General features: G+C 67.6%; 22 protein-coding genes. 7 read left to right on the top strand and 15 right to left on the bottom strand.

Annotated features, from left to right (window positions below):
• Positions 1–3 precede the first annotated feature (3 nt).
• The 11 genes from U4Z31_RS23505 to U4Z31_RS23455 all read right to left on the bottom strand — a co-directional run bounded on the left by U4Z31_RS23505 (position 4) and on the right by U4Z31_RS23455 (position 9,378).
• Entirely contained in the window at positions 4–1,212 is a 1,209-nt protein-coding gene (locus U4Z31_RS23505; protein ID WP_321801935.1) for an AAA family ATPase, read from the bottom strand.
• Positions 1,213–1,233: 21 nt separating this feature from the next.
• Entirely contained in the window at positions 1,234–1,677 is a 444-nt protein-coding gene (locus U4Z31_RS23500; protein WP_124646146.1) for a TadE/TadG family type IV pilus assembly protein, read from the bottom strand.
• Positions 1,674–2,207, bottom strand: a complete 534-nt coding sequence (locus U4Z31_RS23495; RefSeq protein WP_124487327.1) for a TadE/TadG family type IV pilus assembly protein — start codon at positions 2,205–2,207, stop codon at positions 1,674–1,676. Before U4Z31_RS23495 ends, U4Z31_RS23500 begins: the two co-directional genes overlap by 4 nt.
• A gap of 13 nt (positions 2,208–2,220) precedes the next feature.
• The gene (locus U4Z31_RS23490) at positions 2,221–3,492 is read right to left on the bottom strand and encodes a pilus assembly protein TadG-related protein (RefSeq protein ID WP_321811484.1); all 1,272 of its coding nucleotides are present in this window, start codon (positions 3,490–3,492) and stop codon (positions 2,221–2,223) included.
• Positions 3,493–3,519: 27 nt separating this feature from the next.
• The gene (locus tag U4Z31_RS23485) at positions 3,520–3,816 is read right to left on the bottom strand and encodes a hypothetical protein (protein ID WP_044844304.1); all 297 of its coding nucleotides are present in this window, start codon (positions 3,814–3,816) and stop codon (positions 3,520–3,522) included.
• Between the two features lie 20 nt (positions 3,817–3,836).
• Positions 3,837–5,831, bottom strand: coding sequence for a type II and III secretion system protein family protein (locus tag U4Z31_RS23480; protein WP_321811483.1), 1,995 nt, complete (start codon positions 5,829–5,831; stop codon positions 3,837–3,839).
• Between the two features lie 113 nt (positions 5,832–5,944).
• Positions 5,945–6,781: a Flp pilus assembly protein CpaB gene (cpaB, locus tag U4Z31_RS23475; protein ID WP_044844306.1), complete on the bottom strand. Its 837-nt coding sequence runs from the start codon at positions 6,779–6,781 to the stop codon at positions 5,945–5,947.
• A 35-nt stretch (positions 6,782–6,816) separates the two neighbouring features.
• Positions 6,817–8,217 (bottom strand): ATP-binding protein, encoded by a 1,401-nt coding sequence (locus U4Z31_RS23470; protein WP_321811482.1) that lies wholly within the window; start codon positions 8,215–8,217, stop codon positions 6,817–6,819.
• Between the two features lie 32 nt (positions 8,218–8,249).
• Positions 8,250–8,789 (bottom strand): prepilin peptidase, encoded by a 540-nt coding sequence (locus U4Z31_RS23465; protein ID WP_321811481.1) that lies wholly within the window; start codon positions 8,787–8,789, stop codon positions 8,250–8,252.
• 31 nt (positions 8,790–8,820) lie between these two features.
• The gene (locus tag U4Z31_RS23460; protein ID WP_044844309.1) at positions 8,821–9,027 is read right to left on the bottom strand and encodes a Flp family type IVb pilin; all 207 of its coding nucleotides are present in this window, start codon (positions 9,025–9,027) and stop codon (positions 8,821–8,823) included.
• 168 nt (positions 9,028–9,195) lie between these two features.
• Positions 9,196–9,378, bottom strand: a complete 183-nt coding sequence (locus U4Z31_RS23455; protein WP_011880534.1) for a Flp family type IVb pilin — start codon at positions 9,376–9,378, stop codon at positions 9,196–9,198.
• 1,050 nt (positions 9,379–10,428) lie between these two features.
• Here U4Z31_RS23455 and U4Z31_RS23450 point away from each other — a divergent pair.
• Genes U4Z31_RS23450 through U4Z31_RS23435 form a run of 4 tightly spaced genes read left to right on the top strand, consistent with a single transcriptional unit; the run spans position 10,429 to position 14,509 of the window.
• The gene (locus U4Z31_RS23450; RefSeq protein ID WP_321811534.1) at positions 10,429–11,664 is read left to right on the top strand and encodes a glycosyltransferase family 87 protein; all 1,236 of its coding nucleotides are present in this window, start codon (positions 10,429–10,431) and stop codon (positions 11,662–11,664) included.
• Positions 11,664–13,043 carry a glycosyltransferase family 87 protein gene (locus U4Z31_RS23445; RefSeq protein WP_321811480.1) on the top strand — a complete coding sequence of 460 codons (1,380 nt, stop codon included), beginning with the start codon at positions 11,664–11,666 and terminating at the stop codon, positions 13,041–13,043. Before U4Z31_RS23450 ends, U4Z31_RS23445 begins: the two co-directional genes overlap by 1 nt.
• Positions 13,044–13,066: 23 nt before the next feature.
• Positions 13,067–14,110 carry a glycosyltransferase family 2 protein gene (locus U4Z31_RS23440; protein WP_044844312.1) on the top strand — a complete coding sequence of 348 codons (1,044 nt, stop codon included), beginning with the start codon at positions 13,067–13,069 and terminating at the stop codon, positions 14,108–14,110.
• 15 nt (positions 14,111–14,125) lie between these two features.
• Positions 14,126–14,509, top strand: a complete 384-nt coding sequence (locus U4Z31_RS23435; RefSeq protein ID WP_124519900.1) for a GtrA family protein — start codon at positions 14,126–14,128, stop codon at positions 14,507–14,509.
• A 5-nt stretch (positions 14,510–14,514) separates the two neighbouring features.
• On the opposite strand, the gene U4Z31_RS23430 is transcribed toward U4Z31_RS23435, so the two are convergent.
• Complete coding sequence (locus U4Z31_RS23430; RefSeq protein ID WP_148094672.1) at positions 14,515–14,724, bottom strand: hypothetical protein; 210 nt, start codon at positions 14,722–14,724, stop codon at positions 14,515–14,517.
• A gap of 297 nt (positions 14,725–15,021) precedes the next feature.
• Here U4Z31_RS23430 and U4Z31_RS23425 point away from each other — a divergent pair, with 297 nt between their 5' ends.
• The gene (locus tag U4Z31_RS23425) at positions 15,022–16,098 is read left to right on the top strand and encodes an alpha/beta fold hydrolase (protein ID WP_321811533.1); all 1,077 of its coding nucleotides are present in this window, start codon (positions 15,022–15,024) and stop codon (positions 16,096–16,098) included.
• Positions 16,099–16,121: 23 nt separating this feature from the next.
• Here U4Z31_RS23425 and U4Z31_RS23420 read toward each other — a convergent pair whose 3' ends face one another.
• Both U4Z31_RS23420 and U4Z31_RS23415 read right to left on the bottom strand, forming a co-directional pair.
• A complete protein-coding gene (locus U4Z31_RS23420) occupies positions 16,122–17,894 on the bottom strand; it encodes a histidine kinase (protein ID WP_321811479.1) in 1,773 nt (590 codons plus the stop codon).
• Positions 17,895–17,975: 81 nt separating this feature from the next.
• Positions 17,976–19,382: an HD domain-containing phosphohydrolase gene (locus tag U4Z31_RS23415; RefSeq protein ID WP_321811532.1), complete on the bottom strand. Its 1,407-nt coding sequence runs from the start codon at positions 19,380–19,382 to the stop codon at positions 17,976–17,978.
• A 240-nt stretch (positions 19,383–19,622) separates the two neighbouring features.
• Between U4Z31_RS23415 and U4Z31_RS23410 the strand changes: the two genes are divergently transcribed.
• Together U4Z31_RS23410 and U4Z31_RS23405 are read left to right on the top strand one after the other, a co-directional pair.
• The gene (locus U4Z31_RS23410) at positions 19,623–19,916 is read left to right on the top strand and encodes an antibiotic biosynthesis monooxygenase family protein (protein WP_044844322.1); all 294 of its coding nucleotides are present in this window, start codon (positions 19,623–19,625) and stop codon (positions 19,914–19,916) included.
• A gap of 112 nt (positions 19,917–20,028) precedes the next feature.
• On the top strand, positions 20,029–20,763 hold the full coding sequence (locus U4Z31_RS23405; RefSeq protein WP_321811478.1) for an ABC transporter substrate-binding protein: 735 nt from the start codon (positions 20,029–20,031) through the stop codon (positions 20,761–20,763).
• 71 nt (positions 20,764–20,834) lie between these two features.
• Here the strand turns inward: U4Z31_RS23405 and U4Z31_RS23400 are convergent.
• Positions 20,835–21,123: hypothetical protein (locus tag U4Z31_RS23400; RefSeq protein WP_321811477.1), on the bottom strand; the 289-nt coding region annotated here is incomplete at its 5' end.

Genomic DNA, 21,123 nt, shown 5'->3' with positions numbered 1-21,123 from the left:
GATTCACATGGACTTGAGCTTCGGCGTGGCCTTGCGGCCGAACAGCCGGGACATCAACGGTTCGCTGCTGGACGTGCCGTGCCTGGTGCGCACGTCCCCTTCGACGATCTGCTTCGCACAGGCCTGCAACGCACGCGTGACCGCCGCGCCGCGTGCGACGCGCGAGGCCGGATGCCCCAGGTCGAGCGCTTCGCGCACGGTGTCGGCGTCGTCGGGTATCGTGCTGCTGGCGTGCAGGCCGAGCACTTCCTCGAGCGCGGCGCGGGACCGCTCGCCGGCGCGCGTCATCCGGTTCACCACCAGCCGCAACTGGTCGGTCGGGTAGCCGAGCGACACGAGAATCTCCAGCAGCCGGCGGCCCGCGCGCACGTGCGGCATCGTGGGCTGCAGCACGAGCTGGATCTGGTCGCTTCGATCCAGTGCGATCATCGACAGCGGATTGATGCTGACGCCGACGTCGAAGATCACGAAGTCGTAGCGTGGCGCCGCGACGCCAAGGATCCATTCGAGCGCGTCCTCCCGCATCTCCGCGGCCTTGACCGGGTCGCCCGCGCCCGCGAGCACGTGGAACGTCGACGTCACGTGCGCGACGCTCGCGTCGAGAAACGCGCCGTCGAGCCGTTCGATCTGCGCGCACAGCTGCGGCAGCGTCGACGGCGGCGTCTCGTCGCTGACGAGGAACGCGGCATCCGCGAACTGCTGGTTCAGATCGACCAGCAGCACGCGGCGCTTGTGGCCTTCGGCGATCTCGTACGCGACGTTGCTCGCGGCGAAGCTCGTACCCGCGCCGCCCTTGCACGACATGAACGACACGAAGCGCGTATCGTCGCTGTCGCGCCGCGTGCTCTGCGCGGCTGCGCGTTCGAGCGCGCGGGCGAGCGCCGCGGGGTCGATCGGCCACTGCAGCACGTCGCGCGCGCCGGCGCGCATCGCGTCCAGCAGCACGTGCGGCGCCGCATCCGCGGTCACCAGGATGCCGGTCAGGCCCGGGTGCAGCCGGCAGATCCGCTCGAGCGCCGACAGCTCGGCCGCGTCGGTCGTCGCACCGTCGATCAGCAGGATATCGAACGAATCGAGCCCGTCGGTTCGATGCTCGATCTGGGACGGCCGTCCGTGCGCGCGCGTCACGCGATAGTGTCCGCTGTCGGTGACCAGGCGCGCGATCTGCGTGAGCCGGGCGGTATCGTCGGCAGCTACGAGGATATTGATCATGACTGTGCCTCGTCGGTTCGATTATTGACAGGCGCTTCCGCCCGTCGACGAATTCAGGCTTTCCCGCGACAGCGTGGTGGTGAACGACGGCATCGTGATCGCGACGTTCGCGATCGGAATCATCGTCCTGACCGTCACGTTGGTGATGCTGACCGTCACGAACGAACAGGAACTCACGTCGCAGCCCGACGGCGTGTAGCTCACCGACACGTTCGCGTTCGACAGCATCGGCATCAGCGACTTCACGCGCTTCACGACGCCGGCGGCGTTCACGTCGCAGACGATCGCCGTGCGTGCGCCGAGCCGGATCGCCTCGGTCGCGGTGTTCCAGTAGAACAGCACGCGCCCGAATTCGAACACGCCGATCAGCAGCATGATCAGGATCGATGCGATCAGCGCGAACTCGACGATCGTCGCGCCGCGTTGAGTGCGCCGGCGCAACAGCGGAAAGGGGCGCGCGTTCATGACACTTGCCTCATCACGGTGACGATGTTGCCGAAGGTGATCGAGGACAGCCCCGGGTAGGCCGGAATCGGCTGGTACTGGTAGCCCTTCACCTTCACCTCGACGACGTTGATGCTGCCGGTCGCCGTGCCGCTTGCCGCATTGTTGGTCGAGTCGTACGTCGGCAGGTTCGCGAACTGCGGCGGGTCGGACGCATCGGCGCAATCGGTCGAATGCGCGGCGTCGCAGACGATCACCATCGATGTCGTGAGCCCCGGCACCAGCTCGGTGCCGGCGGAGCCGCACGTGGTGCTGCCGTACACGACCAGGCACTGCGCCTCCGCGAGCGGATACGCGCTGTCGGTCGGCAGAAAGACCGACAGGTAGCGCGCCGCGTTGCGCGTCGCCTTGGTGAGGGTCTCGTACTGGTAGATCGCGCGGCCGAACTCGGCCACGCCGGTCGCGAGCACGATCATCGGCATCAGCACGAGCGCGAATTCGACCGCGGCGACACCGCGCATGCGTGACCGGCGAATCGGGAGCCTTTTCATGATCGCGTCTCCACTATTGAACGAGCATCGGCACCTTGATGCCGGCCGAACTTCCGGTACCCGGCAAGCCGTGCGTCGCGCAGGGCGTCGTGCCGGATGCCGTCGTGCCGAGGTATTCGAGGTGTGCCGTCACCCCGCCTGCGCCCGGGCTGAACGGCAGCGGATCGAGCATCAGCACGCAGTCCCACTGCGTGACGTGAAGCTTGCTGCTGCTGCCCGACAACGTCGAGCAGTCGCCTTCCGGTGCAAGCGCGAGCCGGCGGTCGCCGCCGAACGTCTGGTAATTGCTCGCCGTTGCCGTCCCGTTGGTCGAGATGCCGCTGCCGGTGGGCGGTGCGCCGTCGCCCTGGTAGGACTTGAAGCTTGCGCGGTCGAGCACGAACTGCGTGTATGCGTCGCCGACGATGCCCGCGGTTCCCGGCGGCCCGTAGTTGGGGCCGACGTACGCGTAGCCGGTGAAGTCCGGCTGGCCGCTCGAGCCGTTGGCGCCGTTCGTGTAGATCCCGAAGCGGGTGTTCCAGGCACGCAGCGACGCGGACTTCAGGCCCGTCGACCCGAGGTCGGGCGGCGACGTGATGTTGCAGCTATTGCCCGACAGTTCGCTGGCGATGGTCGGCTCGTTCGTCGAACCGTCGAGCGCCGCCCAGCCGAAGTTGCCGGGCCCGTAAGTCGACGACGAGCCGGACGGCGACGAGATCCAGTCGCCGACCTTGTAGGGCGCGGCGGCAGCCGCACGGCACACGAACACCGGAATCGCGCAGGCCGTCTGCCCGGCGCCGACCGTCGCGATCGCGCTCGCCGCGACCTGGGCCGCGTTCGCGACCCGCACGCCGGGAATCGTGTTGAGCACCTCGATGAACCAGTGCGCGATGTTGCTCAACTGCGCGGTGCACTTCACGTACTTGATGTTCGCCGGCGTGGTAACCGCCGTCTTGGTCAGGAACGGATTGGTCAGCGAATCGCTGAACGTGACGTTCGAATCCGTCTGCATCTGTACCGCGTTCTGCTGAAAGAACGCGAAATTCGAGTGGCCGGCGGCGATGCCATCCGCTTCCGAGACCTGCAGGCTGATGGCCGATGTAAGGTCGCGCGCAGCGGACAGCGCGCATGCGTCGGCGCTGTTCTGCAGTTCGCTGCGCGTGACGTACAGCTTGCCGAGGTCCAGCGCGAGACCGACGAACCCGATCATCACCGCCAGTGCGAGACCAACGATGATCGCGACGGCGCCTCGCTGGCGATGCATACCGCGACGCGTGAGATTCGGATGACGAGCTGCGCTGGACATGGCGTTCTCCCTGAGCTTGCCTGCGTGTTACTGCGCCGACTTGCCGATCCCGATCACGAATGCATTGGCTTTCGGCTCGGGCTGCTTGAACGACTTTTCGTAGTTGTCGAGTGCGGACGCGGCGGCGCTGCCGTTGACCCCCGGGTTCGATGCCGCGTGTTCGGCGGCATGCGGATCGATGATCTGGGCTTGCGTGACGGCGCGGACCGAATCGCCGAAGCGGGTGTCCCACACCGGCGTCGACGACATGCAGCCGGCGAGCGCGAACGCGAGCGGGACGGCGAGCGCCGCGCGGCGCACGAATACGAGGTAGGCGGATTTCATGAGCTTCCCCTTGAATGGCTTCAACGATCGGTGGACTGGGGTTCCGTGCCCGCCCGCGCGATCTGCGCGTGCGCGGCGGCCGGCAAGCCGTGCTTCGGACGCGGCGCGGGTTTTGCCGGCGCGGAGGAGCCGGCGGCCGCGAGACGCGCGGCAGCCGCTTCGATGCGCGCGATCCGCGCCGCGGTAGCCGCGGTGGCCGCTTCGGCCTGCGGCTGCGACTGCTGTTGCGGCTGCGACTGCGGTTGCTCTTGCGGCTGCGCGGCCGGCGCCGGTTCGGCGCTCACCGTCCCAGCCGCGTCGGCAGCCGCGGCCTTCTGCGGCTCCGCCGGCACCGGCGCCGGTGCATCGGCGGGCTGCGGCGCACGCGGTGCGGGCAATGCGGCGGCCGGTGCGGCCGGCTCAGCCGATTGCGGCGCCGGAGCAGGTGCGGGAGCCGGCGTCTGCGGTGCATCCATCGCGCCGCTCGCCGGTTGTGCGCCCGCCCGGCGGACACCCTTGCGGCCTTCCATGTTGCCGGTCGCATACACGTCGGCCTCGTTCGGCTTCGAGAAGCTGTCGGTCGGCAGCGGCACGTCGGCGGTCTGCAGCGGCCTCACCAGGTGCGGCGTGATCACGAAGATCAGCTCGGTGCGATCCTGCTGGAACGACGTGCTGCGGAACAGCGCGCCGAGCACCGGTACTTCACCGACACCCGGGATCGCCTTCAGCGCACCGGTCCCGTTGTCCTTGATCAGCCCGCCGATCGCGAACGACTCGCCGTCGCCCATCTGGACCGTCGTCGACGCGCGCCGCGTCGTGATCAGCGGCAGGATCGACGTGCCGCCGATGTTGGACGCGCTCAGCGTCACGCCCGTCTGCGACAGTTCCGACACTTCCGGCGCGACCTTCAGGCTGATCCTGCCGTTCCCGAGCACCGTCGGCGTGAACTTCAGCGCGACGCCGAATTCCTCCTCCTGCAGCGTGATCGACGACGTGCCGTTGCCGCTGCTCTGCGGCACCGGGATGAAGATCCTGCCGCCGGCGAGGAACGTCGCCTCCTGGCCGCTGATCGTCACGAGATTCGGTTCCGCGAGGATCTTGACGAGGTTGTCGGTGTTCTGCACATCGGCCGCGATGCTGAACGGCCTGTTGTTCGCCTTGTTGAACACCGCGCCGCTTGCGACGCCCGCGAGCAGGTTGCTGACGAGCGCACCGCTCCACGAGCCGAAGCCGCCCTGGATGTTGAACGCGCTGCCCATCTGGTTGATCAGCGTCTTCGACACTTCGGCGACCTTCACCTCGAGCATCACCTGCTGCGGCGACGTGACGGCCAGCATGTTCAGCACGCCGGCGCCCTTGCCGCCGCCGTCGCCGGCGCTGTCGCTGTACGCACGGGCGATCTGCACCGCCTGCTGCGCGGCCTGCGAGTTCGATACGTTGCCTGCCAGCACGATCGTGCCGGCGGCGGTCGATACGTGAATGTCGTGTTCGTTCGGCATCAGCTGCATCAGCGACGCCTGCAGGCCGCCGGCGTCCGCGCCGACCGCCACGTCGATCACGCGGCACGCACCGCTGCGCCCCTGCACGATCATGTTGGTCGTGCCGACCGACAGCCCGAGGATGTACAGCGTCTGCGGCGACACCATCGTCGCCTGCGCGACGGCCGGGTTGCCGATGGTCCGGTTGCGGACCGGCTCCGGCATCGGCACCAGCAGCGACTTGCCGAGCGGCACGCTGACGCTGGTCGACTCGCGTACCGCGCCCACGCAGTTCGGCCCGCGCAGCGGCCCCGGCGCCGCGGCGGGCGCGGCGGCCGGAGTCGGCGTCATGCTGATCGTCATCTGCATCGGCCCCTTGGCGGCCGCCGCCGGCGCAGCGGCACCGCCCTTCATCAGCGCGGCCGATTCGGCGGCTTCCTGGGCCAGTGCGCTGTATACGGTCAGCGTTCCGGCACAGAGGATCGCGGCCATCATCGCGCCCCGTGCGATACGCGTGCGCACCGGGCCGGTACCTGAATGTTGCGGATTGATCTTCATTTCGTCTGATCCCCCGAGTGACCGGCGAGGCGCCGGTTGTCGACTTTCAAGGCCGCCGTGCCCTGACGGCGGCCGATCTGGTTAATGTGGTTATTTGCACGTGTTCTACGAATTCAGAAACATTCGACGCTGCCGTGTACCCCGGTCAGCACGCCGACGCAATCGCGGCGTGCTCCCGGTGCCGCATGGGATGCGACACGCACGCGCACGGTCTTCACCGGCGCGGGTGCGGGCGCTTCGGGTACCGGTGCCTTGCCGAGCAGCGTGAGCTTGGTCGCGCCGTCGGTGGTCAGCGTCTTCTGGTCGACCTGGTTGCGCAGCACGAGCGACAGCGTGCCGACGCTGCGCGCGAGGTCGAGGCGCTCGGCCTGGTCGGGCGTGACTTCGAGCGTCACCGCGTTGACGACCTTCGGTGCGGTGTCGTCGCGGCTGACCTGCTGCGCGACGGCCAGCACGAGGATGTGCTCGAGCACGATCTTGGAGATGCTCTGCCCGTCGGTCTTGCCTTGCTGTTCCTGCGTGTTGACGATCACGTCGACGTAGTTGCCCGGCAGCGCGAAGCCCGCGACGCCGACCACGTCGTTCACCCGCACGGTGATCGCGCGGCTGCCGTCGGCGATCACCGCGGACAGCCCGCCCTTCGTGCCGACCGGCGCGAGCTTCGACTCGATCACCGGCTCGCCGCGGGCGAGGCTCGTGCGTACGACGCGCCCTTCGAGTTCCTTCGTGTCGGTGAACGCGCCGGTCGGCACGCTGCCCGACGGCCAGCTCACCATGTGGATCTGGTTCGGCCCGAGCGGCTCGCCCAGGTTCAGGTCGGTGGTCGCCACCGCGACCGACGTGATCGAGCTGCTGGAGGTATTCATCAACCAGCGGGACGCGAACACGACCGCGGCAAGCCCCGCGACCATCGCGACGATCAGCATCATGAGCGCTCGACTGTTTTTCATGGCAATGCTCCTCAACGAATCGTGAAAGAAACGGCTCAACCTGTTACGTGCGTGCGACCGCCGTGGTCGGCAGGCGGCAGATACACGCCGTCGCGCTCGGGCGCCGTGCCGAAATAGCTGGCCCATGCGTCGTGCAGCGCGTCGTGCGTCACTTCGAGCGGATCGCCGCGATACCGCGCGCCGGCGGCGACGAGGCGCAGCAGATCCATCGGGAAGCATGCGAGATAGGCCTTGCCGGTCGGCAGGTGCAGCCGGTGCAGCAGATAGTCGAATGCGTCCTGCGTCGATACCAGGCCGAGCGACGCACATGCGGCGTCGAACACCGCGCGGTAGTGGTCGATCGACAACGCGCCGACGTGAAGCTTGGAGCCGAGCCGGCGCAGGAACGCGTCGTCGGCGAACTGCTCCGGCGCCAGGTTGCTCGAGAACACCGGCCAGACGTCGAACGGCAGCACGAAGCGGTTGCCGGACTCGAGCGTCAGGAAATCGACGCCGCGATCGAGCGGGCGCAGCCAGCGGTTGAGCAGGTCGCGCGGCTCGACACGCTGGCGGCCGAGATCGTCGACGATGTACATGCCCATGTTCGCCTTCATGTGCGGCGGCGCCTGGTAGAAGCCCGCCGCGTCATCGCGGCGCAGGTCGAGCTCGTCGAGCGTCAGCTCGCCGCCGGACATCACGACCGGCCGCTCGCACAGGCGCCAGCGGCGATCGACCGATTGGCCGTCCGCTTGCGCTGCCGCATCGACATGCACGAGTGGGTCGTAGATCTGGATCACTTCGCCGGCGGCGCAAATGGCGTACGGCACCGGCACGTGGCCGCCCATCAGCGCGCCGAGCCGCTCCGCGAGGAACGTCTTGCCGCTGCCGGCCGGGCCGTAGATCAGAAGCGGACGGCCGGAGTTCAGCGCGGCGGCCGCCGAATCGAGGATCGCCGTATCCATGACGACGCCGTCGAAGATGGCCCACACGTCGTTCTGGGCCACGCGCAGCTTGCGCACCGAATGGGTGGACACGCAGTCGAGATACGCGTCGAGCGTCACCGGCGCAGGGCCGCTGTAGCTGCTGCGCGCGCGCTCTTCGAGCGCGGCCAGGCGGCCTGCCTCGGTCAGGCGGAACGTCACGTCGAGGTCCGTCTTGCCGCGATGGGTCAGTTCGACCAGATGCTCGCGCACCAGGAACGCGAAGATGTCGTCGAGCACGGCGAGCGGGAGACAGTGACGCTCGATCAGGTCGCCGTAGGACGGGCGGCCGAGCACCAGCGTCGACTTCAGCACGAGCCCTGCGATGAACGCCTGGCTCAGTCCGGTTTCCTCGAGCGAGCGCGGCGCCGCCGGCAGTTGCGCGCCCGGCTTCGCGTGCGCCTCCCGCATGGGCGACGGAAGCGGCAGGTGTGCAACCTGCGCGTCGCGTCTCGGTTCGGTGGGATTCGTGTTCATGTTCGGTCCATCCTCGTTGCAGGTTCGGCGCGCTACGCGCACGATACGAACAGCATGCCCAGCGTGCCGGCGGCAATCGCCACGCCATACGGCAACGCACCGACCGACGCGAACTCCACGGGGCCGTCGGTTGCCCCTGCACGCGCCCCGGACGCGCGACGCGCGATCAGCGCCACGACGTTCGCCCACATCTGGCGCACGCGTCCGCGCAGCAGCGCGAAACCGATCGCGCCGATCCCGCCGGCCAGAAAGGCGGCCAGCACGATGTAGAACGTCATCTGGGCGCCGACCCACGCGCCGATCGCGAGCATCAGCTTCACGTCGCCTGCAGCCATCCCGCGCAACAGATAGAACGGCAGCAGCAGGCCGCAGCCGGTCGCGGCGCCGGCAAGCCATGCGAGCGCGCCCGCCTGGATGCCGTGCAGCGCGCACTGGGCAACCAGCGCACCGGCCAGCCCGAGCGCGACGAGCCGGTTCGGGATGCGTCGGCTCGTGATGTCCGTGCTGGCCGCGACGACGACGAGCAGCGTCACGCACAACGGGACCGGGTAAGGCAGCGCGGCAGGCAACATGGCGAACCTCGACGGGATGTAATGATCAGGATCACTGACCCAGTGCGGTATTCACCGCCGCGGTCACGATCGACGCGATCGCGTTGTACATGTCTTCAAGCGAACCCTTCAGTACGACCACGCTTCCCAGCACGATGGTGGCGAATACTGCCGCGATCAGCGCATATTCGATCGACGTCACCCCCTGCTCGTCGGCGATCCATCGCGATACCGCTACCGCACATCCCCTGGTCCGCATGACGACCTCCGATTCGGTTGATCAAGAGAGCGGGGGAGACTCGAGCAGTGCACCGGCCGAGTCATCCGCCGTTCGGTTCATTCGACATCCGTTGGTTGGGTGTCCGGCCCTGATCGAGCGACGGGATGACGACGAACGGGCCGGACTCACCGTTCGCCGCCCCGCCATTCAGATGGCCGCGTTGAGGTCGTCTGCGATCGTGTTGAACACGGTCTTGAGATCGTTTCCGACCAGCGTCAATGCTGCAACGAGGCCGACTGCGATCAGCGCGGCGATCAGGCCGTATTCGATGGCCGTCACACCTTGCTCGTCTTGGACGAAACCGCGGACTTTCTGGATGAACGTGGACATGGCTAATCTCCTTTCGCACTACTATTGAAATCCCGTTGTCGGGTATCGACGCGGGGAGCTGGCACTACCGGCACAACGGCACAACAAATGGATTCGGATGCGGTGCTCAGCGACGGATACGGCAGCGTACGAGCCTGGCCGGTCGAACGATTGTCGGTGGGCTGATGCGTGCGATATCCATGCGCGCTGCGATCTGGCGAATGGCGCGATCGAGCAGAGCGAGAACGGCGCAACGACCGCCCCGTGCATGGATACGGATTGAACGGATGACGCAAGCGCGTCGATGCTGCTGCGGATATGCTTCGCGGCATGCGAGCCGCGACGTGCTCTGGTCTTTCATTTTTATTCCCCAAATGCTGTCATGTGATTCTTGTTGCGCGGACGATGCCGTCGCCTATTCGCTCGGTCGACGTTTCCGGCGGTTTTCACGGCCTGGGCGGCGTATTCCCCGACGCGCCCTCGATCCGTTGCTTTCCGCAGGTGATTGAGTCCGGTCTTGTCAGCCTGTTGCTTCAACCGGTCGTTCATCACGTCGTCGACTTTCGTGCGGACCTTGACGCAAAGAGCAGGCCAGCCAGAAGGAAATCCAGACGCAGCAAGGGTTCCGGCGATCCCCCCGTCAGTCGTGTTTCGGCGCGCTGCACAAAATGTTTCAGATTTGATATACGCACGCAGGCCGGCCCGGGATGCCGGCGGGGCGCCGCCGTGCTGTGCAAGGGCACCCAAAAATTTTCTCGGGATTTTCCCGAATCCATGCAGCCCGTCGCCCGACACGAATTCCGCACACCGCCGGACCGGCGAAAAACCCGGAATGTTTCAAGCGAGAAACATCATTTGCGCCGCTACGGTTTTCTCAGACGTGAAAACCCGGTTTTCCGCGCTGTCGCTGCCGAATCGATATCTCACGATTCAGCCCGCGGTTTGCGTCACGCGATTTTTTCTCCAACAATGCATTCACCGGACAGCGCCATCGAACGCGATTCGATCCGGATACACAGCAACACAAAAAGGCTGCGGCAGAGAAGCAGCCTTCACCGCAAACGGGGCATCATGTACACAGCCAATCGTGGAGTGCGCTATCGCGCCAAACGCTGTGCTCAATGGCTGACAGCCGACCGGATCATTCCGTACAGCTGCATCATGCTGATGCTGTGTGTTGGATTCCTGATCACCTGGGGCTTCGTGACGGATGCCTTCACGTCACAGACCACCGCACGGCCGGGTGTCGACTTCTCCGTCTTCTGGACCGCGTCGCAGCTCGTGCTGCAAGGTAATGCCGCTGCGATCTACGATCCGGTCCTCTTCTCCCATGCCGAGGTAGCGCAATTCGGTGCCTACATTGGCCACCAGTCGCTGCCCTGGCTTTATCCGCCGACGATGCTGCTGTTCATCGCGCCGGTCGCCCTCGTGCCTTTCCTGCCCGCGTATTTCCTCTTTTTTGCGGGCAGTCTTTTATGCTATGCGTACGCAGTCCTGCGACTGTCGGGTCTGCGTGCGCACCTGCCCGCTCCGCGCGCCGCCGCGCTTGTCGTGCTCGCCTACTCGGGCGTGTTCGCGTCCGTCCTGTACGGGCAGAACAGCATCCTGACCGCCGGCATCGCCGCATTCGCGCTGCATTTCCTCGGCCGACGCCCGATCGTCGCCGGCGTGCTGATCGGGCTGCTCGCCATCAAGCCGCAGCTTGCGGTGGTGTTTCCGTTCGTGCTGGTCGCGACCCGCTCGTGGCGCACCTTCGCGTCGGCAGCGATCACCACGGTGCTGTTCACCGTGGCCGGCATTGCGCTGACCGGCACCAGCTCCCTGCACGGCCTGGCTCAGGCGATGTCGATCGTGCGCGGCATGCATTTCACCCTTCCTGCCTACTGGTTCGTTTCGCCCACGACGTTCGCGGCGCTGCGGCTTGCGGGCGCATCGATTCCGGTCTCGCTCGCCGCCCAGGCCGCCGTCGGGCTGCTCGCAATCGCCGCCGCCGTCCAGGTGTGGCGTCGCACGGCCGACATTCGGCTGCGCGGCGCGGCGCTGGTGATCGCCACGCTGTTGACGACCCCCTATCTGTGGCATTACGAACTCGCGTGGCTCGGCATCGCGTTCTTCTGCGTGATCGCCCACGGGCTCGACGAAGGCTGGCTGCCGGGAGACCAGATCGTGATCGTGCTCGCGTGGCTGCTGCCCATATTCGAGATATTCAACCGGATCACGAAGCTGCCGCAGATCGGCCCGGTCGTGCTGCTCGCCGTCCTGTTCGTCGTCGTGCGGCGCTCGACGCTTGCATCGGGGAATGCGTGATGAGATCGCCGCGCTCCCTTCTGCACGGCGATTCGGTGCTAGACGCACACCCGGAACTGCCGATCGCCGGCCCGCGCCGGTTCCCGCATTGGCTCAATCGCGATCGGGTACGCGTCTATGCGGCAGCGGTACTGCTGACCGAGTTGCTGTTCCTCTGCGTCTACCTCGCACGCGTGCATGCGTCGCATACGTCCGTGCCCGGGCCGCTCGCGCAGGATCTCGCGCCGATCTGGAGCGCTGCACGGCTCGCCGCGCACGGCCACGCGATCGACGCGTGGCATTTCCCGTCGCTCTTCGCGATCGAGAAACTCGCGATTCCGACGATGAATGCCGCGGACGGCTCGCTGCCGTGGCTCTACCCGCCCACGATGCTGCTGTTCGTGCTGCCGCTCGGCTGGCTGCCGTACATGTTCGCGCTCGTGCTGTGGATCGGCGTCACCTACGCGCTGTTCGCGGTGACGATCCGCGCGACCGTGCAGCGCGATGCGGCGCTGCTCTGCGCGCTCGCGTTCCCCGGCGCGTTTCTCACGGTGATCGTCGGGCAGACGAGCCTCCTGAGCGCGACGCTCGCCGGCTGCGGGCTGCTGATGCTGAATCGTCGTCCCGTCATCGCCGGCATCTGCTTCGGATTGCTGACGATGAAGCCGCAAATGGCGATCCTGTTCCCGCTCGCGCTACTGTGCGCCGCTCAATGGCGCGCGCTGGCCGCGTGGGCGGCAACGATCGCCGGCGGCTTCGCGCTGTCGACGCTCGCGTTCGGCCTCGGCGCGTGGTTCGCTTTCGCACACGGAATTCACGACGCAGCGCAGCTCGTCGGCGCCGGCCACGCACGGCTCGCGCGCATGCCGACCGTCTTCGCGCTCGCCACCCTCGCCGGCTGGCCCGCCTACGTCGCGCGCGGCCTGCAGCTGCTGTCGGCCGCGGCCGCCGCGATCGCCGTGGTGTACGCATGGCGCGGCGCGTGTTCGTACGCGCTGCGTGCCGCGACGCTCGCCTGCGCGTGCCTGATCGTCAGCCCCTATCTGTACGACTACGACCTGACCTGGTACGGGCTCGTGATCGCATGGTACGCACGCTATGCGTGGACGCACGGCTGGCGGCGCTTCGATCGCGAATGGCTGCTGCTGATGTGGGTGATGCCGCTCGCCGGCCTCGTGCTGGTGCCGCATCTGTCGTTCCAGTTCATGCCGCTGGTCACACTGGCCTCGCTGGCACTGCTCGTCAGCCGGATTGCACAAGAAAGGCACGACGTGCCGTCGATGCCCGACGCACGCGACAACTCGACCGAGACCGGCTTCCCGCATCCGGTCCGCTCACACCACCGCCCGGCGCACGGACTGCGCCGCAGCGGCCGCCCGACCTTCGGCGTCGGCCGCTGACACGTCATCACAGGGGACCCATCATGCGCGAACCGCTCTACACACCGCTCGTCTCGCTGGTCGTACCGTTCTACAACGAAGGCGAAGCCGTCGAACGCTTCTTCGACGTCGTGATCCCGCTGATGGCCAGCCTCGACGCGATCCGCTTCGAGATCGTCTGCGTGAACGACGGCAGCCGCGACGACACGCTCGACCGCCTGATCCGCGCGAGCCTGAACGACCGCCGTGTGCGCGTGATCGATCTCACGCGCAACTTCGGCAAGGAAGCGGCGCTGACCGCCGGTCTCGACGAAGCGGCCGGCGACGCGGTGATCCCGCTCGACGCCGACCTGCAGGATCCGCCGAGCCTGATTCCGGTGATGCTCGAGCACTGGCGCGACGGCGCGGAAGTCGTCGCCGCGAAGCGCAGCAACCGCGCGTGCGATTCGTTCGCGAAGCGCACCGCCGCCGCGATCTACTATCGCGTGCACAACGTGCTGTCGGACGTGAAGCTGCCGGAGAACGTCGGCGACTTCCGGCTGATGGACCGCAAGGTCGTGAACGCGCTGCGCAGCCTGCCCGAGCGCCATCGCTTCATGAAGGGGCTGTTCGCATGGGTCGGCTACCGGACCGTGATCGTCGAGTACCAGCGCGACGCGCGCAGCGCCGGGCATTCGAAGTTCTCCGGATGGAAGCTGTGGAATTTCGCGATCGAAGGAATCACGAGCTTCAGCACCGTGCCGCTGCGCAGTTGGACCTACATCGGCCTCGGCATCGCCGCGCTCGCGTTCCTCTACGGCGCGTTCATCGTGGGACGCACGCTGCTGTTCGGCAATCCGGTGCACGGCTACGCGTCGCTGCTGTCGGTCGTGCTGTTCATCGGCGGCATCGAGCTCATCGGCATCGGCGTGGTCGGCGAATATATCGGACGCATCTACGACGAATCGAAGCAACGTCCCGTCTATCTGATCCGCCGCCGCTACCAGACGCAAGGCAAGGTGGTCGAGCTGCCGGTCGCGCGCGATACGCGCCGCGCGGCCGCACGCCGCCGCGTCCAGCCGGCCCGCATGCGGGTCGGCGCCCGCTGATCGGTGCAGCCTGCGATGTTCGCACTGCTCTACGCCGAGCGCGTGCGGCTGGCGCGCTTCGGCCTGTCCGGGCTCTGCTCGACCGCGCTGCACGTGCTGATCGCGTCCGCACTGTACGCACTGTTCGATGCGACGCAAGTGATCGCGAACGCCGTCGCGTTCGTCGGCGCGACGGCGTTCTCGTATCTCGCGAATACGCTATGGAGCTTCTCGTCGACGGTGCATTCGCGCAACCTGGTGCGCTATCTGACCGTGGCGCTGGCCGGCTTCGCCGAAACGATGGCGCTCGCGCGCGCCGCCGAACTGCTCGACGTACCGCGCGGCTGGGCCATCGTCGCGATCGCGCTGCTGATCCCGCCGACGATGTTCGTACTGCACCGGGTGTGGACGTATCGGTGAATCCTTCACGCCGGCATCGCGACATGTGATTCCGGCGATTGCAAACGCGCAATCGATACAAGGTCCGCCGGCGCGGCCGGCCGCATGCCGTCGTGGCATCGCCGACCCATTCCACGCATCGCGACGAACGCATCCGCATCGGATTGCGTCGTCGGGGAGCAGGCCCGGTTCATCGCGAAGCCGGTCGCCGAATGCACATGGACGATGTCGAGCATCGCGTTCGGGACGGCCCGCGGTAGGGTCGAAGCATTCATCGATCCGTCACGGAACCATCGCACCCGAGACGAGCGATGCCTGCTAGCATGGCGCGTGGCCTGTCCGAATCGCGAGGCTGCCGGCAACATGTCGCGCGGCGGTGCGGGTCGCGCCGTCGCCTCCGTGCCGGTCATGCCGCGGCACGTCGACGCGGACGCTTCCCGCGGCACGCATCGTGCGCCGCCATCATTCGCCTTCCACCCGACGGCCGGCTTCGCCGCATGCTGTCGCGCGCGCCGCCGGCACGAGATCCGTCCATGCCCAGGAAAAAATCCAGCCTCTGGCTACGGCCTTTCGACCTGTTGACCGCCGCGACGCGCGCGCGGCCCAAAAGGAAGACCGCCAAGCCGGCGCCATCGGCGAAACGCCCCGCCACCGCACGAACCGCGCGTCCCGCCCGCGCACCGGCGCCCGCCGCCCGCACATCGCCGCGCCAGGCACCCGGCACGTGGCTGCGCTCGTTTCATTCCGCGCGCCCCGCCGCCGGCCAGCTCGTCAACCATCTTGCGTACGCGCTGTACCTGCCCGCCGCACCGGCGACGACCGACGGCCTGCCCGTCGTCGTCATGCTGCACGGCTGCAAGCAGACCGCCGAGTCGTTCGCCGCTGGCACCCGTATTTGCCGTGTCGCCGAGCGCGCCGGATTTGCCGTGCTGTTTCCCGAACAGGCGAAGACCGCCCACGCCCATCGCTGCTGGAACTGGCATGGCGATGCGTCGCAGTCGGAGGCCCCGGCGATCGCATCGCTCGTCGACGCGATCGTGCGGGAGCGCGGGTTCGATCGCGACCGTGTCTATCTGGCCGGCGTCTCGGCCGGCGCCGGGCTGGCCGCGCGTCTGGCGCTCGACTTTCCCGATCGCTTCGCGGCCGTCGGCCTGCACTCCGGGCCGGCCATCGCGCCGCCGTTGTCGACGATGGCCGCGATGAGCCTGATGCGCCGCGGTCTGCGCGACGATCCGATACGCGTCGTCGATGCCTGCGTCGACGGGCGCGCTTATCCGGGCATGCCGGCACTCGTCGTGCACGGCGGGCTCGATACGGTCGTCGCCGAGCAGAATGCGCTGCAGCTGGGAGTCGCGTTCGCGCGGATCAATCGGCTCGTCGACGCACAGGGTGAGCTGCGCGTCGGCGAGCAACATACGTACGCGCACGACGATGCGGATTACACCGACTATCTGCGCGGCGGCACGCTGATCGTGCGGGTCTGCATCGTGCGCCGCCTGGCGCACGCGTGGAGCGGCGGCGATCCGCGCGAAGCATTCCACTCCGCGACCGGGCCGGACGCGACCGCGATGTTCTGGAATTTCTTTCGAAGGCGGCGGCGCAAGCGGTAGCGGAGCGACGCGTCGCCTGTCATTCACACGCGTTGCCCGACTGCCGCCGCCGCGTCCGCATGGCCCTGCGCGCGCCGGATCGGCAGTCGAACGCGGAACGTCGTGCCGCGCCCCGGCTCGCTCGTCACGTCGATTGTGCCGCGATGACGCTCGACGATCCCGTGCGGCACCGACAACCCGAGCCCCGTTCCCTGCCCGACCGGCTTCGTCGTGAAGAACGGATCGAAGATCCGCCGGACGATATCGGGCGTCATGCCGGTTCCGGTATCGCTGATCGCGATCGACACCTGCTCGCCGTCGCTCGACGTGCGGATCGTGATCACGCCGCGCGTCGGCATCGCATGCGCCGCGTTGACGAGCAGGTTCATGAACACCTGGTTCAGCTGCGATGGAAGACATTCGACCAGCGGCAGGTCGCCGTACTCGCGCACGATGTCGGCCTTGTACTTGAGTTCGTTGTGGACGACGTTGAGCGTGCTTTCGAGGCCCGCGTGGATATCGGCCACGCTCCACTCGCCGCTGCCCGGCCGCGAGAAATCGCGCAAGTCCTGCACGATCCGGCGCACGCGCACCGCGCCGTCGATCGATTCGTCGATCAGCGTCACGATCTCGTCGCGCACGTAGTCGAGATCGGCCGCGCCGCGCAGCGCCGTCAGCGCGTCGCGCGCCGCGGGTTCCAGCTGCGGCAGCACGGCTTCGTGCGCGGCGATCACGTCGAGCAGGCTGCGCACCCATGTCCTCAGCGTATTGAGGTTCGCGCTGATGAAGCCGATCGGATTGTTGATCTCGTGCGCGACGCCGGCCGCGAGTTGGCCGATCGACGCGAGTTTTTCCGATTGCAGCAGCTGCACGTGGGTTTCCTCGAGCGCGCGCAGCAGGCGCCGCTGTTCGTCCTTCTCCTGTTCGAGCCGACTCTGCGCCGCGCGGCGCTCGTCGATCTCGCTCGCCATGTTCTCGCGCGTGCGTTGCAGCATCGCCGTCGTCTGCTCGTAGCGCCGCAACGCCGTTTCGAGTTCGGCGGTACGCAATCGCACCAGCCGTTCGAGCGTGTCCGTCATGCCGCGCAGAAAGGTCGTGCGTGCATCGAAGCGGCAGACGAGCAGCGTGACGATCAGCGTCGCCGTCGTGAACAGCGCGATGGTCGTCGCGAGCCACGGCGCATCGATGCCGTTCGCGGCACCGCAGCGCGCGTCCGGTGCGAAATGCGCGGCCGCCATCGCCGTGTAGTGCATGCCCGTGATCGCGATGCCCATGATCAGCGCGGCGCCGATGCGTTGCGCGGTCGCATGGCGCGCCTGTTGCGCGCGCAACGTCTGCGCCATCCAGAGCGCGGCGGTCGACGCGATCACGGCCACGCCGATCGATGCCGCGAACAGCGCGGGCTCGTAGCGGATGCCCGGCGCCATGCGCATCGCGGCCATGCCCGTGTAATGCATCCCGACGATCCCGGCGCCCATCAGCGCGCCGCCCGCGAGCAGGTGCCGGCGGCTCAATCGCGCACGCGTGACGACGTTCAGCGCGAAATACGACACGAGCACCGCGATCGCAAGCGACGCGCCGGTATCCGGCAGCGCATAACCGAGCGGAATCGGCAGCGACAGCGCCAGCATCCCGACGAAATGCATCGACCAGATTCCGGTGCCCATCGCGGCCGCGCCGCCGGCCAGCCACGCGCGCTTGAGCCGCGGGTCGTCGAGCAGCGAGATGAACGCGGCCAGGTCGAGCGCCGTATAGGAGGCCAGTGTCGCGATGACGAGCGACAGCAGGACCAGCAGCAGGTTATAGGTGCCATGCATGATCGGCGTCCCGGTCGAAATGAACGCGGTGCCGCGGCGCGCGGTCGCGCGCCCGCCGCGGCGGTGCGGCTCCGTGCAGCGTCACGCGGGCGGCGCGGCGGCGCTCGCCTGCGTCGACGCGGCCGCGCCGGTCTGCACGAGAATGTCGAACGACGTGCCCTCGCGTGCTTCGAAGCGCCGCACGAGCTCGATCTGGTGCGCCGACATCACGCTGCCCTTCGTCATCAGCAGCACGCCGCGATGCGTGCGCAGATCGTCGGCGAGCTGCATCCCTTCGCGCAGTTGTTCGGACCGGATCTCCGCGACGGACGCAGCGATGCGCAGGCTCGCCGGATCCCGCACCAGCTCGATGAAGCGCGCGACGAGCAGCGGGTCGTAACGCACGCCGGCCTGCGAATGCAGCACGTCGATCGCCTGTTCGACCGAATGCGGCGAGCCGATCTCGCCGTTTCGCAACCCCTCGAAATCGCGCGCGATCGCGACGATCCGCGAGCCGAGCGGGATCGCGTCGCCCGCCAGCCCGTCGGGCGTGCCGCGGCCGTTGAAGCGCTCGTACTGGTGCAGCACGATCGACGCAACCTTGTGCAGCTGCGCGACCGGCGTGAGCACCATCTGCGCGCGCAGCGGATGCTGCTGGAACAGGCTGTGCTCGTCCGTCGTCATCTTGACGAGCGGCTTGTGCAGCAGTTCGTCGGGCAGCGACAGCTTGCCGATGCCGTGCAGCAGTCCCGCGTAATACGCGTCCTGCGCGTGCAGGCTGCTCATCCCGGCCGACAACGCGAGACGGCGCGCGATTTCGCCCACGCGCATCGCATGGCCGCTCGCCGATCCGCAGCGCATTTCGATCATGCTCGCGCAGACCTGGACCATCGCGGTGAAGCTGCTTTTCAGGTCGTGCTGTGCGGCTTCGAGGAACATCACGGTTTGGCCGAGTTCCTCGGTGCGCGCGCGCACCTGCGTTTCGAGTTCCGTATTGAAGCGGCGCAGCGCTTCGTTCTGCGCTTCGGTCAGCGCTGCCAGTCGCGCTGCTTCGCCGCGCAGGCGCCGCTGCTCGAGCGCCTGCTCGAGGGTCATCAGCAGATCGTGATCGTCCCACGGCTTGTTCAGGTAGCGATACACGCCGCCTTCGTTGACGGCCGCCACGATCGATGCGATGTCGGAATAGCCGGTCAGCAGGATGCGCATCGTGTCCGGATACAGCGCGCGGGCGCGGGCGAGAAACGCCGCGCCGCTCATGTTCGGCATGCGCATGTCGGACACGATCAGGTCGACTTCGGTCGACGCGAGGATCTCGAGCGCGGCTTCGCCGCTTTCGGCGGTCAGGATCTGGTAGCGCGCAGGCCGCAGCACGCGCCGCAGCGCGGACAGCACGCTCGGCTCGTCGTCGACCAGCAGGATCGATGGGGCGGCGGCGGGGGTGTCAGATGCGGCGTCGGCGATCGATTCGCGTGGTGTAACGTTCGTTCCGTTTGTCGCGGATGTCGTCATGGCAGGCCTCGGATTGTTTATCTTCACTACCTCTGTGACATCGGCGCGTGCCGCGTATTCCGTATTGGGGAAAACGCTGATTCGTATGAACCGAAGCGGCATGCGACGCACGCCCGGCAGCGCGGGAGCCGGTCATCCGGAACGCGCGACCACGACTTCCGGTATCGTTGCGGGACGCGTCGATCGCGGCGCCCCGTCGCATCGCGATCCGTTCGCCTCATTCACTCCACAGGAGCATTCATGATTCTGGAAATGGCATCGCTCGAAATCGATCCGTCGCAGGCCGAGCCATTCGAGGCGGCGGTTCGCCAGGCCCTCCCGCTGTTCGCCCGCGCGCGCGGCTGCGGCGGCGCCGAGCTGCATCGCGTGATCGAGCGCAGCGGCGGCTACCTGCTCGTCGTCAAGTGGGACAGCGTCGACGATCACATGGTGCATTTCCGGCAATCGGACGACTTCCAGGCGTGGCGTCAGCTGGCGGGCCCGTTCTTCAAGAGCCCGCCGCAGGTCGTGCATACGGAAGTTGCGGTGAAGTAAGCGCGGTGAAGCAACCGCCGCAACGAGCCAACCGATCCATCGCGGATGACGCTGCGTCGGCGCCCTGACCGTCCGCCGCGCCAGCGCACCCGCATTCCCAACGAGCCCTTTCATGACCGTCGACCCTTCCGTCCTCTCCGCGTTCACGCCGACCGGCAAGCTGCGCGCGTCGATCAATCTCGGCAACCCGATCCTCGCGAACCGCGACCCGGCGACGGGCGAGCCGTTCGGCGTGTCGATCGACCTCGCGCGCGCGTTCGCCGAGCGGCTGTCGGCCGAGCTCGAACTCGTCGTGTTCGATACGGCCGCCAAGTCGGTGCAGGCGCTGACCGAGGAGCGCGCCGATTTCGGCTTCTTCGCGGTCGATCCGCTGCGCGGCGAAACGGTCGCGTTCACCGAGCCCTATGTGCTGATCGAAGGCTTCTATCTCGTGCGCGACGCTTCGCCGATCCGCGGCAACGCGGACGTCGACCAGCCGCACAACCGCGTGGCGGTCGGCAAGGGCAGCGCGTACGACCTGTTCCTCACGCGTGAGCTGAAGGCCGCGCAGATCGTACGCGCGCCGACGTCGCAGGCCGTCGTGCCGACCTTCGTCGAGCAGCAGCTCGAAGTCGCGGCCGGCGTGAAGCAGCAGCTCGAGGCCGACGCGGCGAAGACGCCGGGCCTGCGCCTGCTCGGCGAGCGTTTCATGGTGATCCGCCAGGCGATGGGCGTGCCGAAGAGCCGCGGCGAAGCGGCCGCGGCGGTGCTCGGCGAATTCGTCGAGGCAATGAAGGCGTCGGGCTTCGTCGCGGAGTCACTGCGGCGGCATCGCATCGCCGGGGCGTCGGTCGCACCGCTGGCCTGATTCGCACACCCGTCAAGTGTTGACGACGACGCCGTCATGCTAGGTCGGCGCGGGCCGTCGACAACCCGGCGTCACCTGGCACTCGACACTTCGCTCGCGCGGCTGAACGTCGTCATCGGCGGGAATCGTCGCGGCACGGGGTTTTGCGAACGGCTGCCGGTGCGCGCGTTCATGATGCGGCGCGATGTCCCGCTGCTGTTGCGCCGGCGGGCGATCGAGGTGCTGCCGTCGCGGGGTGCGCGGACGATGGGGACGCCGCGGCGCCCGGCCCGGCAGGCGGCTGCGGCGCGGAAGCGGAAGCAGGCATCGGATTCGGCGGCGACGAGGCGGGTTGGCTTATGTGGGCACTCCCTGCCGAGC

It is taken from the genome of Burkholderia sp. BCC1985, assembly GCF_905339915.1.
In the GTDB taxonomy this organism is placed as follows: domain Bacteria; phylum Pseudomonadota; class Gammaproteobacteria; order Burkholderiales; family Burkholderiaceae; genus Burkholderia.
Note: the sequence above shows the minus strand (reverse complement) of the source record. Positions and strands in the feature narration are given on the sequence as shown.